The sequence below is a fragment of the Pseudoalteromonas luteoviolacea DSM 6061 genome (genome assembly GCF_001625655.1).
Lineage (GTDB): Bacteria > Pseudomonadota > Gammaproteobacteria > Enterobacterales > Alteromonadaceae > Pseudoalteromonas > Pseudoalteromonas luteoviolacea.
The window spans coordinates 100,355-113,935 of the sequence record NZ_AUYB01000081.1 but is presented as its reverse complement, the minus strand read 5'-3'; the positions used below and the strand labels follow the sequence as shown (position 1 = coordinate 113,935).

Genomic DNA, 13,581 nt, shown 5'->3' with positions numbered 1-13,581 from the left:
TGGCGGAGAGATAGGGATTTGAACCCTAGATACGCTATTAACGTATGCCGGTTTTCAAGACCGGTGCTTTCAACCACTCAGCCATCTCTCCGTTGTTGGCGCGCATGATAAGTGTAAATAATACCTATGTAAAGTATTTTTTTGACTAATTCACAATTATCATGTTACCAACTTAACTTAGTAATACTGTTTAGGTCGTTTTGCCAACAAAGCACACAAAACACACACTGTTAAAAGAGAAATTAACAATGTGCCTGAATCAACTGCCATATGAATTAGCTGATCCCAACTATGCCAGCGTTGCTCAAACAGCGGCAGCATAGAAATTACACCAACTAAAATAAATATTTTCAGTGCTCTGATAAAATCAAAACGGCGGTTAAAGTTCATCCAAGCTGCTAACATCAGTAATATAAATATAGGTGCCAACATTACCCACCATACGTTATTCAATACCGACATCAACAGTTTGCTGGCAACAAGCCCCACAATACCCCATGCGACCCACACCCACCAATTTTCGCGTTGCTTTAGAAAAAGATCTCCCATAGCCTATCTTCTTATAATTATTGTTAGGTAACGATTTAGGTACTATACAAAGTAGCATTACAAGACTAACAAAAAGAGTTCAAAAAACAACCGAAAAAGGTAAAAATTGGGTATTTATTGCAATAATTCTACTGCGCCGTCGTCAAGCCAAAAATCAAAGTGTACAACCCCTACCTCAAGCCAATTTTTAAGCCAGAGATCTTCTAAGACGAATATATACAAGAAAAATTTAATTTAAAAAACCTATATTTATTAAAAACTTAATATGCATGCATTATTTTTCAATGACCATCATGTAGCCCTTGACTTTGCCCTCCTCACAACGATAATGCAAACCATTATCAGTTAAGGACCTAGATTGGTACAATCACTCTAAATCTGACTTGGTCTAAGACTACCAACGATTGCGCTGTATATATTTGCACAGCTTTTTTTGTTCTTCTGGAATAGGATTTTATGGACAATTCTAATTTGCTTTCTTCATGTAATAGACGCCCGACTCTTCGCCTAGCCCCCTTGGCTCTTGCTTTAACTGCTGCATTTACTGGGTCTCAAGCTTTTGCCAGTTCAATAGACACTGACAGCAACGCACAGTCAGCAAACGAAATCGAGCGTATATACGTTACAGCTTCGACTACTGGTAATTACTCAGATGCAGCGACAAAGTCCGCAACTAAAATGATTTTATCTCTAAAGGAAACACCGCAATCTGTTTCAGTTATAACCCAACAGCAATTAGAAGATTGGAAGTCGGTTAACATTAAAGATGTTTTACAGCATACGACTGGGGTCTACGCCAATAGTGGACGAAGTCATGATCGCACTCAATTTATTGTCCGTGGCGACAATGTAAACCTTATCCAAATTGATGGTGTACAGCAGTTCCCAGGTGGTCGAAGGGCTGACGTCAATGGAGACTCTATTGCTTATGAGCGTGTTGAGATATTACGAGGCGCTAATGGCTTGATGACCGGAGTTGGCTCCCCCACTGCCACAATCAACTTAGTCAGAAAGCGGGCCGTTAGTAAAGAGGTAGACGGTCACGTTGGTGTATTAGCTGGCCGCTGGAACAATAATCGCGTAGAACTCGATGTTTCTGCACCTCTTAACAGCGATGGCAGCATTCGCGGACGTGTTGCGGCTGCACATTATGATAAAGATTCATTTGTCGATAGATATGGTCAAGAAAAGACCTCAGTTTATGTCACGGCAGAAGGTGATTTGACTGACACAACGCTTATACGCGTTGGTTATGAATATGCAGATACTGCTTCTAGAGGGGTAATCAACTCCCATGCTGCGCCATACTATTTTGCCGATGGCAGCTTGTTTAATCCGAAAAGAAGTGACACAGGCTTAACAGCAAAAAACAGCTCTTGGCCTCTTGAAGAAAACACTTATTTTGCATCTATTAGTCACGGTTTTGACAATGGGTGGCAACTCAATTCAATTGCCACTTATAACACTATAGACATGGAAGGTGGAAAACTATTCTTCCTGTATGAAAACGGTTATTACAATCAAGACGGCTTCACTGATGACGGGTTTGGCATGAGTGCCGTCATCAGTAGCTCTAACGATGTTCAAAGAACTTTTGATATTAACTTACAGGGTAGTTTTGAATTTTTGGGTCAAGAACACGACCTAATTGTCGGTTACAATAGTTTTGACAGGGAAAGAACATATATTGGAAACAGTCATGAACAAGAAAAAGTACAAATCGGCGATATCGAAAAGATAAATTACTTTACTTGGAATGGCGATATACCGCACTACCCTTTCAGTAACACTGATCCAAATCGTCTTGAAACACATATCAGTAGCGGTTTTTACTTCGCGACTCGTTTAGCTATTACAGAAAATTTAAAAACCATCATCGGCGCGAGAAGAACCGATTGGGAATACAAAGAGTATGGCCAAAATGCAGAGAAAAATGGTGTAGATGTAAGCAGTCATTTAGTCAATCAAATTGAGAAAGAAACAACCCCTTACGCAGGGGTAATATATGATATTAATGACGAGTACAGCATCTACGCGAGTTACTCGGATGCCTTTGAACCTCAACTTGAATATGACAAGAATCAAAAGCTCCATGGGCCGATCATTGGAGACAGTTTGGAAGCTGGTCTTAAAGCCGAAATTGGCTTGTTAAACTTCTCATTTGCGGTATTTGAATCTAACAAAAAGAATGAAGCAATTGACGACCCAGCTTTTGATCGCCGCTATAGAATTGAAGGCACTCGTATCAATCCAACTATTGTGGTCGATACAGGCACTACTAGAGGTTTAGAATTTGAATTAAGCGGCGAAGTATCACCTGGTTTCAACATATATACCGGTTACTCTTATGCAAAAACTGAAGACCAAGATGGCTTGCAATTAAACACCGACGTACCCAAACAGCTTTTCAATTTTTACACCACGTACCAACCTTCGGATTACATTGAAAACTTAACAGTAGGATTTGGTATGAATTGGAAAGACGGTTACTGGGTTGAAAGTGGTAGGCCAAACCTACAAGGTAGAGAACGTCGAGATCACGGCTCAGTTACTTTATTTAACTTAATGGCGAGATATTACGTGACGGAAGAGCTCAGCATTTCAGTAAACATCGATAACGTGTTTGACAAGAGCTATCACAACGATATAGCACCATGGAGTGGTTCAGTAACTTGGGGAGAACCTCGTAATTGGAAACTGTCTGCTAGATATAGTTTTTAATAATTAAAATACAGTTCAAGCACTAGCGGGCAAAACGGCCCGCTTTTCATGATTAAAGATCAATAAATTATGTTTAGCAGAACTCTCAACAAATAAAAATTACTGTAAATTTTTTGTTACACTAAAACACCATTGAAAACAACTCACTACTCTTTTTGCTCTTAGTAAACCAAGAGCTCCTACCAGTGATTATTTTTCACTCAACTCTTGAATCAAAGGTGTATCTCAGATTATTCCTATAACAGCTCATTTTCGAGCCAATAAAGGAAAGATACATCATGAAAAAGGTTAAATTATTACTATCTGCACTCGCTGCTGCAAGCACATATGGGCAAGCAACTCCCGTTGTTGATGTTACCCCTAGTGTCGTAGGTGGCATAGAAACACCAGCATATTCAAGACCATACCAAGTAGCATTACTCATGAATGGCCGTCAAGGGTGTGGCGGCACATTGATCAGTTCAAACTGGGTTTTGACTGCTGCGCATTGTTTAGATAGCGCTTCTACTTCCAGTTTAACTGTTCGAGTCGGTGCACACTCAATTAGTCGTGGAGATGGTCAGACCCTGAGAGTATCTCAGATTATAAACCACGAGCGCTGGCGCGGTGCGAATGGGATCCGCTCTGGTTATGACATTGCATTATTAAAACTCGCCTCACCTGCTCCTAGCCAATACACCCCCGCAAAACTGCCCACTAGCGCTATTGAGTCTCAATATGCGAATGTCGGTAATTATGTAACAGTATCGGGCTGGGGGCTTACCTCTAATCGAGGGCGTCCAAGCGATGTGTTAAGAGAAGCTGAGCTCCCCGTAATTAGCAACAATAGTTGTAGCTCATTGCTAAACTTCTCCATCCCAGGGTCTGTGATATGTGGCGGGGGCGAAGGTGGTCGCTCAGCGTGTAATGGAGACAGTGGTGGTCCATATGCGGTGAAAGTAGGCAACGATTTTTATAGCATTGGTACAGTGAGCTGGGGTATTGCTTGCCAAGGCGCAACTGCCTTTACTCGTACAACGAGTTACTTAGATTGGATAAAACAAAAAACTGGGATCGGCGACATTCCAACGGACAATCCCCCTGTTGCTAACTTTACTTACTCAGTAAACGGCACAACTGTCAGTTTCGTTAACCAATCTGCGGATGACAACGCTATTACTCAATATGAATGGGATTTTGGTCAAGGCAATGCAACATCGTCTGCTCAAAACCCCAGTTTTGACTACGGCATAGCTGGCAATTTCAACGTAACGCTAACTGTAACAGACACAGTTAACCAAACAGGCACTGTTTCTAAAGTTATTATTGTTGGTACGCCGCCCGATTGTGCTCCTGGCTGGGATGCACAAAAAAGTTATGAACCAGGAGAAAAAGTGTCATTTATTGGTTCGGTCTATGAGGCTATTTGGTGGTCACAAGGAGCTCAGCCAGATCGATACAGTAACGTTTGGCGAAAAGATTCTGATTGCGATGGCTCTACCGATGTCAAAGCCGATTTTTCAGCTTCAACAAATGGTTTGAGCGTTTCACTTCAAAATACAAGCTCAGGTAGTACAAGCGCTGCATGGGATTTCGGTGATGGATCAACAAGCGCTGAAAACTCACCGAAACATACTTACAAGCAATCTGGCCAATATACGATAACTTTGGTCGCCAGCGATAGAGACGGAAATTCAGATACCATCAGCAAAACGGTTACTGTGAGTGACGATTCAACTGGTTGCAATGGATTACCTGCTTGGTCTTCAAGTGCCGTTTATTTGCAAGGTGATAGAGTTGCTCACAACGGTAACATTTATGAAGCCAACTGGTGGGTACAAGGCGAAGACCCTGCTCAGTCTGGTCCTTGGGGTCCTTGGAAGAACTTGGGTGCTTGTAACTAATTTAACTACAAATTTAGTTAATTGAGGACTTTCAAAACCCTTCAGTCCCATGTAATCTAAGGCAAATTAGGAAAGAGAACGCTTTTTAGAGCATGGGACTGAATCAAGAAGAAAAAACAGAGTTAACTCGCTTGGGTGAACGAATCCAAAAGACATTTATCGCAGTTAAATCGAGTTTAGCACACGAAGCCAATTCCATAGGTGGGTTTTCAAAACTGTTAGATTACAACAGGTCGAACAGCCAAAGGTTTTTTGCCGCTTGTAAGGCCAGTAACGGGTTAGAAGTTCTTCTTGAGCTTCCAGGAACACAAGCTTTGGCACTTTTAATAGAAAAAGTCACACATTTTATACCGACTTCATTACTAGGCCAGCTGAATCAAGTAGTACGCCTATTTAGCCAGTGTTTGAAAAGGCACGCAAAAAGTCATGCTCAGTTAAAGCGCTTAATCTCAGACGAAATTAAAACACCGCAAATACATCCTCAAGAACAAGACAAAAAGGCGCAGTTATATTATGCAGCTAAGTCACTCTTAAAGTTCAGTGTAAACGAAGTGTTTTGCATCTATATTTTACGTCAAAATAAGAACGATCCAAGATTCCTTCAAGAAACAGCGTTGATAAGCAAGTCTGGTATTCAAAGAGACGCCGGTGCTATACCGTTTGTGCAATTTTACACGCACCCTCACCCAGAAGACTTCGAGCCCCCTGTAAACATCACATGCCGTAGTAAGCTCAACTCACAAGCTTTTACGCTTGGAGTATCTAAGGAGTTTTCTACTAGTGGGTTTTTAGAGTCTTTTAGTACATATTCCCCCAGTAATTCTGGGCTCGTATTTGACCCATTGCCAAAGCCCAATTGTGATGTCACCTTTGTTTTTAATAACCCTGACGAAGTCGTCAATCCGCTAAACCAGAATAGTCCCTGCAGCTCTACCAGTTTATCAATCAAAAACCCGGTTAAAAAGCTCACAATGTTGGTGTTATTAGAAAAGCAGATTGATCGCTGTAGTACCGTTAACATTGGTTGCTATCACAATAATCAGAAAGTTGAAGAAGGTAAACTCAGGGCCAGTGATATGTGGACAGAACGGTTTCCTGAGTTTCCAAATCTAAGCATTACCTCTGTTGAAAACAACTTTGCACATAGTCAGCTAGACCAAAAACAGATCGATAAGCTACGCTATTTACTCGAGGTAAGTGATACCAAAATACAAGATTTTATCTGTTATATGACTAACGTTGATTTTCCAATTTGGTCGAGTACTTATAGGATTTACTTTGAACACCAGTAATCATATATCATCTAACACACTGAGGTAGTGCTGTGCCTTAGCAAGGATATTTTCTCTTTCCTCAGGCTGCTTCTTATGCCAGCTTGAGTAAATCATCTTATTGCGAGGATTATTAGAGAACTGCTCCTCATATTTACTCATAAAATGCCAATACATAGAGTTCATTGGACAAGCATTGTTACCATCTACAGACTTAATGTCATATTGGCACTCTGAGCAATAGTCGCTCATTTTATTAATATAGTTACCACTAGAAGCATACGCTTTGGAACCTACAATGCCGCCATCTGCAAATTGGCTCATTCCCCTTGTATTTGGCATTTCGACCCATTCAATCGCATCGACATAAACGCCTAAGTACCAATCGTCTACTTGATTTGGGTCTATGCCTGCTATTAGGCAAAAATTACCAGTGACCATTAACCTTTGAATATGGTGGGCATAAGCAAAATCTAAAGATTGTTTGATTGCATGTTTTTGGCAATTCATTTTAGTTTCACCATCCCAGAACCACTTTGGTAAATTCCGCTTCGCCCCTAATTGGTTTAACCGTGCATACTGTGGCATGTTGACCCAATAAATTCCGCGAACAAATTCTCTCCAACCAATGATCTGCCTAACGAACCCTTCTATTTGTGCAATATCCACTTCGCTTGAGTGCTTGTAATAGTAGTCAACAACTGTATCAACTACGTAAGCTGGACTTATTATTTTACTGTTTAAAGCAAACGACAACCTAGAATGATATAAACTCCATTGCTTTTTTGTATACAAATCATCAGCTTTACATGTCATCGCATCTTGGAAAAAGCCAAATTTAGACAACTGTGTTTCACAAAAAGCCGCTACTAAGTCCTTCGCCTGCTGTTTATTTATTGGCCATAAGAGCCGTTCATGGTATTCACCAAACGTAGTAATATTGTGTCGCTTAAGCCTTTCGAAAATATCTGCCACATCGTTCGCAAATACAAGTGGCTCTGGTATTTCAGGCAAGTCTTTTTGCTTCAATTTATTTCGGTTATTACTGTCAAAATTCCAAGTGCCTCCCAACGGTTTGTCACCGTCCATAAGAACATTAAAGCGTGCTCGCATTTTCCTATAAAACGCTTCTAGGCGATGTTTCTTACCTACTGTAAAATAATGACTTATCTCGCTATCTGAAAGATAAAAATGCTCTGTCTCAAAGACATTTGAAGCAATACTTAACTGATTTCTATATGCACTTAATTGAGCGCGAAGCCTATATTCATCAGGCAATTGGTACTCGAACAACTCTATTTGATGGTCTTTTATTAGACTGTTAAGAAGCTCAGGTAACTGCGAATAATCTTTGGTGTCATCCAGCGTTAAATACTTAACATTATGGCCTGCTGTTTGTAACGCCTTGCTAAAGGCTTGCATCGCTGCAAAAAATGCACAGACTTTTTGTATGTGGTGCTGCACATAATTTGCTTCTTGATGAAGCTCTGCTATTACGTAAAGCGTGTCATCATTTTTACTGGTATACCATGAATGACCGGCGTTGAGCTGGTCACCCAGAATAAGCCTTAGTGTTTTAAATGTGCTTGCCATTAAGTGGTTACCTTTAATTTACTATTTGTAGAACAACGTCTAGAGCAATACTTAACGTTCTCCCAGTCTCGCTGCCATTTTTTACGCCATGAAAATGGTCTTCGACAAACAACGCATATTTTCATCGGTAATTTCTGTTTTTTGTGCATGGCGTTTACCTAACATGGATTGATAAAACTCGTTTAGCCTCACGTGCAACATCGTCTCGATTCTTCCACTGCCAAAGCAGTTCCTGTGCTTTGGTATAACTTTCCTTTAAATCGACTATCGGCATGGGATAATCTACGCCAAGTTCAATCCCGAACATCATCTGCTCCATTTCGGTCAAATTCCATGGGCTGTGCACCAAAGGGGCTGGGATCTCAGATAGCTCTGGCACCCACTTTTTGACAAAAAGACCTTCTGGATCTTTGTCTTCTCCTTGTTTAACTGGGTTGTAGATGCGGATTGTATTGATTCCAGTCACGCCCGCTTGCATTTGAAATTGGCTGTAATGTATGCCTGGTTCAAAGTCTAAAAATAGCCTTGCTAAATGAGCAACGCCAGCACGCCAATCCAAGGACAAATGATGACACAGAAAACTGACTAGCATTGCCCTCATCCTAAAATTCAGATAACCCGTTGCAATCAAGCTCCTCATGCAGGCATCTATCATAGGAATGCCTGTGTTCCCACTCTTCCAAGCTTCTAACCTAATTTTTGCTTCTTCACCAGTAACTCTAGGCATATTTTCATAGGCGCGATTAACACATCTAAACTCAATGTCACATTCGCTTTCGAATTTTTGAATAAAATGGCAGTGCCAGTGTAGCCTCGAAGTGAAAGCAACCAGCGATTTGCGCCAATGTGGTTTGTTCCAGTTTTTCAGAACTTCTTGGTATACTTGTCGTAGGCTTAAATTGCCCCATGCGAGGTAAGTTGAAAGCCGTGAGCAATGTTCAGTGGCTTTATCGGGACTCGATAAAGAGTACGCATATGACTTGCCTCTTGAATCAAAGAAAGAATTGAGTACTTGCCACCCAACACCTTCACCACCCAATTGAAACGCTTCTTTATTCTGCACTCGAACAAAAGATAGTAAATCTAAATGCCTATTAAACATCTGATTTTCTGTAAAGAATTGAGTGCTTTCAATTTCAACGTCAATCAACTCATCACGCATCGTTTTTTGCCAGTTTTTGTCCCAATCGACTCTATTTTTGAGTCCTCTTATTACGGCACCTTGAGGAAATTCATGCCAAGGCACATTTTTCAACTTACACCAATTTGCAACCTGTTTGTCTCGTTTAAAAGTATATGCCAAACCAATTTCTTGATGGCTGAATAGCCCGCTTATCCCAACCATTTGGTGTATCTGTTCAATAACATCAATACATTCTCCATAGGCACAGTAAAGTGCTCCATCGGGTACTCGGTTCTTAATGTCTAATAAAGATTCACTGATAAACTTAAAATGACGCAGTGAAGAGTGATTATCTCTCAATGCAGAAGGTTCAAAACAATATAATAGAAGAACTGGATTTCCATTTTGAGCCGCAGTGAACAATGCCTGATGGTCAGACAGTCTTAAATCTCTTTTCAGCCAAACAAGATTTAAAGCCACTTGTTTATACCTCTTGGGGCCAATCGGCTATGTCCGTTTCTGAAATCCAGACAGACTTATTCGGGGACCATTTACGTACAAAGGCCCCATTTGGGTCATACATTTCGGCCTGCTTATTGATGTTAAAGTGTCTTCCACCTTTTGGGTCATCGCCGACCCCAGCAATATACTGCCAATTTCCCCAATTTGAAGCGACATCATAATCAACCAGTTGTTGTTGGAAAAACGCTGCGCCGTACCGCCAATCTACCTGTAACTCATTTACGAGACAACTTGCAACAATTTGCCTCCCTCTGTTAGACATAAATCCGGTCGCATTCAATTCTTTCATCAATGCATTTACCAGAGGGTAAGAAGTCTCTCCATTGCACCAACTTAAAAAGCGTTGTGGATAATATGTTGTTAGAGGGCGTTTACCTGACTCACCAGAAAATTCGAACAGTTTACTTCCTTTCAAGATGGCTTTGTGATGGAAAAACTCCCTCCACAATATTTCAAAGAATATCCAATATGTAGAGTCATTTGCGCCATGCTGATGTTCAAACCGTTTAAGGTTTGCAACTATTTCTCTTGGCGAGATATTTCCCAATGCCAAATAGGGGCTAAATTTAGTAGAGTTTGTATGCCCTTCCAATTCATTACGTGTTTGCTTGTAACTAAGCGCAGCATCAGTGTTAAAATAGCTTTCGACTTCTAATAACGCTTTGCGCTCACCGCCGCAGAAGACGCTTGGCCCTTTGCTACTATTGGACTCAAGATAAAATCGCCAGTGCTCTAATCTCTCCCCTTCATAGCTCAAAGGTCTTGGTAATGTGTCAGTTAGCACACTCTCTACTGGCTCATATACTGCTGTTTGTGCCGTTTTTTTTCGAAACTTGGAAAATGAACCATTCAATACATTTGGCTCGACCTGCTTGCTACCAAATAACAGATTATTGTTTTGGCATATAAACCGCTTATCAGGAAGCTGTGATTGCAAGATTGATAAGTTTCGCCTTTCGTATAACCCAACTGAATGATGACAGCCGATGATATCTACGTCATTTGTGGTTACAAGGTTTTTCAAGACGGTATTAGTCTCACCCCGAAATACTTGCAACTCATATCCCAACTGTTGTAACTGATCTGACAGGTCGGCCAGAGACTCTTTGATAAACTTTAATCGAATGTCGCCCACATGCACATGATTGTAGTTAGTCGGCTTTAAAAGGTATTCATCTAATACGTAGACAAATATGATTTCGTCACATGCATACAATGTGGAATTTAATGCAACGTTATCGTGTAACCGCAAATCTTCTGTAAACCAGTAAAGGGCTGTTTTCATTATTCAGCAATACCCTATTAGATAAACCTATAGAACAATGCTCAATACGTATAAAAAGAGTATTCAGATTAGTTGCGTATAAAAATTGAAGAAGGGAAGTAAGGCAAGAGAAGAAAGTGCCAATGCGTGATGTTACACATCGGCAATCATAAACGCATTTATTAAGCGATACTCAAGTTTATCGCTCTAAGTGCTTGTGCCGGGTCTTCAGCTTTTGTGATTGGGCGCCCAATAACCAAATAATCGCTGCCAGCAGCAATCGCTTTTTCAGGTGTCATGATGCGCTTTTGGTCACCAGCATCGCTTCCTGCGGGTCTAATCCCAGGTGTTATTAGCTTAAACTCGCTGCCAAGCTCTGCTTTTAACGATTCAGCTTCTTGTGCAGAACAAACGACACCGTCAAGGCCAGACTCTTTTGCTAGCTTAGCTAGATACAACACTTGCTCTTGTGGTGTTTTTTCAACGCCTAATTTTGATAACTGTGCCTGATCCATACTTGTTAGTACCGTAACAGCAATCAAAAGCGGCGCTTTGTCACCATACTGAGCCAACGCTTCTTTTGCCTTGCTCATCATTTCTGTTCCACCGCTGGCGTGCACATTCACCATCCACACACCTAACTCAGCCGCAGCCGTTACTGCTTTTGCTACCGTATTAGGAATGTCATGGAATTTTAGGTCAAGAAATACGTCAAAACCAAGATCCACAAGCTTTTTAACAAATTGAGGTCCAAAGTAGGTAAACATTTCTTTGCCAACTTTTAGACGACATTCATTTGGAGACAGCTGGGAAACAAAATCTAATGCCGCACTTTCGTCATCATAATCCAACGCAATCAGCACTTTTTTTAGTTCAATGTTTGACATAATTACCTTACTTTTATTCAAAAGAATCAATAAATACTAGTATCCATCTAAGCCGCGATTTGGAACAACCGATTCCCATGTTTTGCAAGATGGGCACAACCAGTACAGTTTATGGCTTGTAAAGCCGCATTTATGACACTGGTAGTCTGGTTTAGTCGCGATGTATGAAGTTACCAAATGATCAATCTCATTTAGTACATCCTGTATTTTGGTGTTTTTAGTACTTAGCAACTGGAGCAAGTAACTAAAGCCTCTAATAGATGGCTCTCGTTTTAAGCTATCTGTTAGAAACTCTATCGCAGCCGCTGTTTCGCCCGCTTCTACTAAGCCTTGGCAGTGCTTGATCTTTATAGTCACACCGCTAATTGGTAACAGCTCTTCTATCAGTTCATAGTATTCTAGTGCAATGTTAAGAGATTTATAGCAAGTTTGTAGGTCATTAATTATGAGCGGTGAAATTTGAGGATATTCAGAAAGAAGTTTACGCCAGTAATAAATAGCCTTTACGTTGTCTTGGCGTGTATAGGCATCTAAGCCCAGTTCATATAAAGGTCTGATTGCTTGATGGGCAAGTTTAGTCGCTTTATCTAACAGGAGTAGATCATCCGATTCTAACGCTGCTTCACAATAAAAATTGGCAATTGCTGCACAGCTATTTTTATCAATGAATAAATCTGAATAGGCTTCATACATGTTGATGCCCTTTTCCCAGTCCCTTGTTTGAGAATAAAGCTGAATAATTGGTTCTCTTGCATCTTCAAACCCTGCTTTTACAAGCACAACTAGATTAGATTCAGCACTATCTAGCAACCCTGCCATAACATAATCTTGTGCTAATTCTAGCCGACAAGACTTAACCAACTCAGTATCTAAGCTTGGTTGTTCAATCAATAATTCATGGATTTTAATTGCTCTATCTAACTCTCCGCGTTTTCTAAAAAGCGTTGCGAGTGTCAAATAGTGCTCTACGGAGTCGGCGGATACTTCAAGTAATTGAATTAGGTGTTCTAGACCTTGGTCTTCCTCACGATCCAGGAGAAATTTTAGGCCTTTACTGTATTCTGATGTGATCTTTCTATTTTGCTCATGCGCTAAATTTTTAGCACTATTTTTACCCATTACATAGCCGTAAGCCGCAGCAACAGGAAGCAACAAGAACAAAAGCTCTATCATGACTGGTTTTGATTTTTAGTCAGTAGTAAGTTGTTTGCCTTATGTAATTGACGATTTTTTTGCTTTAGCCTTAACAATGAAGTTAGGTTAAACAAAAGTCCTACCAAAATACCAGTAAAAAGACATAAGCTTAATAGTGTCGCCAAAGGCATTTCGGCACTCGCAACAATAAAGTTGACCTGTACAAGGTTTGGATTTTGGGTGCCTACCACAAAAGCCAAAAACAGCAACACTAACAATAGTCCTTTTTTTACAACTCGAACCAAACTAGGTTTCTCCAATTAACCTTCAATACTAGCGTTTACGCGATCTCTCAACTCTTTGCCAGGCTTGAAGTGTGGTACATATTTACCATCTAACTCTACTGTCTCACCCGTTTTAGGATTGCGACCCGTTCTAGGTGAACGGTAGTGTAGAGAGAAACTGCCAAAGCCACGGATTTCAATTCTATCTGAGCCAGACAGCGAACCCGCCATTTGTTCTAAAACTTCTTTTACTGCATTTTCTACATCTTTAACAGGAACATGCGCATGCTGTTCAGCAAGTTTTTCTATTAATTCAGACTTTGTCATAACGTTTCCTTAAGGTAAAAAAG

12 protein-coding genes and 1 tRNA gene are annotated in these 13,581 nt (G+C 40.6%); 3 read left to right on the top strand and 10 right to left on the bottom strand.

Annotation, left to right across the window (positions count from 1 at the left end):
* Positions 1 to 91: transfer RNA gene (locus tag N475_RS04590), tRNA-Ser, on the bottom strand.
* Positions 92 to 177: 86 nt separating this feature from the next.
* The gene (locus tag N475_RS04585; protein WP_063364753.1) at positions 178 to 549 is read right to left on the bottom strand and encodes a hypothetical protein; all 372 of its coding nucleotides are present in this window, start codon (positions 547 to 549) and stop codon (positions 178 to 180) included.
* A 456-nt stretch (positions 550 to 1,005) separates the two neighbouring features.
* On the opposite strand from N475_RS04585, the gene N475_RS04580 reads away from it, so the two are divergent.
* The 3 genes from N475_RS04580 (at position 1,006) to N475_RS04570 (ending at position 6,445) form a co-directional block, all read left to right on the top strand.
* Positions 1,006 to 3,270, top strand: coding sequence for a TonB-dependent siderophore receptor (locus N475_RS04580; RefSeq protein ID WP_155732538.1), 2,265 nt, complete (start codon positions 1,006 to 1,008; stop codon positions 3,268 to 3,270).
* Positions 3,271 to 3,548: 278 nt separating this feature from the next.
* Positions 3,549 to 5,153 (top strand): trypsin-like serine protease, encoded by a 1,605-nt coding sequence (locus N475_RS04575; RefSeq protein ID WP_063357200.1) that lies wholly within the window; start codon positions 3,549 to 3,551, stop codon positions 5,151 to 5,153.
* Positions 5,154 to 5,245: 92 nt separating this feature from the next.
* Entirely contained in the window at positions 5,246 to 6,445 is a 1,200-nt protein-coding gene (locus N475_RS04570) for a hypothetical protein (protein ID WP_063357201.1), read from the top strand.
* On the opposite strand, the gene N475_RS04565 is transcribed toward N475_RS04570, so the two are convergent.
* The 8 genes from N475_RS04565 to ihfB all read right to left on the bottom strand — a co-directional run bounded on the left by N475_RS04565 (position 6,446) and on the right by ihfB (position 13,558).
* Positions 6,446 to 8,017 carry a cryptochrome/photolyase family protein gene (locus N475_RS04565; RefSeq protein ID WP_063357202.1) on the bottom strand — a complete coding sequence of 524 codons (1,572 nt, stop codon included), beginning with the start codon at positions 8,015 to 8,017 and terminating at the stop codon, positions 6,446 to 6,448.
* Positions 8,017 to 8,166 (bottom strand): DUF2256 domain-containing protein, encoded by a 150-nt coding sequence (locus N475_RS25055; RefSeq protein ID WP_081215924.1) that lies wholly within the window; start codon positions 8,164 to 8,166, stop codon positions 8,017 to 8,019. The genes N475_RS04565 and N475_RS25055 overlap by 1 nt, the downstream gene beginning before the upstream one ends.
* Positions 8,167 to 8,171: 5 nt before the next feature.
* On the bottom strand, positions 8,172 to 9,620 hold the full coding sequence (locus N475_RS04560; protein WP_063364752.1) for a cryptochrome/deoxyribodipyrimidine photo-lyase family protein: 1,449 nt from the start codon (positions 9,618 to 9,620) through the stop codon (positions 8,172 to 8,174).
* Between the two features lie 4 nt (positions 9,621 to 9,624).
* Positions 9,625 to 10,947, bottom strand: coding sequence for a DASH family cryptochrome (locus N475_RS04555; RefSeq protein WP_063357204.1), 1,323 nt, complete (start codon positions 10,945 to 10,947; stop codon positions 9,625 to 9,627).
* A 161-nt stretch (positions 10,948 to 11,108) separates the two neighbouring features.
* Positions 11,109 to 11,813 carry an orotidine-5'-phosphate decarboxylase gene (gene pyrF / locus N475_RS04550; RefSeq protein ID WP_063357205.1) on the bottom strand — a complete coding sequence of 235 codons (705 nt, stop codon included), beginning with the start codon at positions 11,811 to 11,813 and terminating at the stop codon, positions 11,109 to 11,111.
* A gap of 36 nt (positions 11,814 to 11,849) precedes the next feature.
* Complete coding sequence (locus tag N475_RS04545; protein WP_063357206.1) at positions 11,850 to 12,986, bottom strand: lipopolysaccharide assembly protein LapB; 1,137 nt, start codon at positions 12,984 to 12,986, stop codon at positions 11,850 to 11,852.
* Positions 12,983 to 13,198 carry a LapA family protein gene (locus tag N475_RS26015; RefSeq protein ID WP_227008406.1) on the bottom strand — a complete coding sequence of 72 codons (216 nt, stop codon included), beginning with the start codon at positions 13,196 to 13,198 and terminating at the stop codon, positions 12,983 to 12,985. The genes N475_RS04545 and N475_RS26015 overlap by 4 nt, the downstream gene beginning before the upstream one ends.
* 69 nt (positions 13,199 to 13,267) lie before the next feature.
* Positions 13,268 to 13,558, bottom strand: a complete 291-nt coding sequence (ihfB, locus tag N475_RS04535; RefSeq protein ID WP_063357208.1) for an integration host factor subunit beta — start codon at positions 13,556 to 13,558, stop codon at positions 13,268 to 13,270.
* Between the last annotated feature and the right edge of the window lie 23 nt (positions 13,559 to 13,581).

Coding starts and splice junctions, on each gene's coding strand:
- N475_RS04585 (WP_063364753.1), bottom strand. CDS start 549: ATGGGAGATCTTTTTCTAAAGCAACGCGAAAATTGGTGGGTGTGGGTC.
- N475_RS04580 (WP_155732538.1), top strand. CDS start 1,006: ATGGACAATTCTAATTTGCTTTCTTCATGTAATAGACGCCCGACTCTT.
- N475_RS04575 (WP_063357200.1), top strand. CDS start 3,549: ATGAAAAAGGTTAAATTATTACTATCTGCACTCGCTGCTGCAAGCACA.
- N475_RS04570 (WP_063357201.1), top strand. CDS start 5,246: ATGGGACTGAATCAAGAAGAAAAAACAGAGTTAACTCGCTTGGGTGAA.
- N475_RS04565 (WP_063357202.1), bottom strand. CDS start 8,017: ATGGCAAGCACATTTAAAACACTAAGGCTTATTCTGGGTGACCAGCTC.
- N475_RS25055 (WP_081215924.1), bottom strand. CDS start 8,166: ATGCACAAAAAACAGAAATTACCGATGAAAATATGCGTTGTTTGTCGA.
- N475_RS04555 (WP_063357204.1), bottom strand. CDS start 10,947: ATGAAAACAGCCCTTTACTGGTTTACAGAAGATTTGCGGTTACACGAT.
- pyrF (WP_063357205.1), bottom strand. CDS start 11,813: ATGTCAAACATTGAACTAAAAAAAGTGCTGATTGCGTTGGATTATGAT.
- N475_RS04545 (WP_063357206.1), bottom strand. CDS start 12,986: ATGATAGAGCTTTTGTTCTTGTTGCTTCCTGTTGCTGCGGCTTACGGC.
- ihfB (WP_063357208.1), bottom strand. CDS start 13,558: ATGACAAAGTCTGAATTAATAGAAAAACTTGCTGAACAGCATGCGCAT.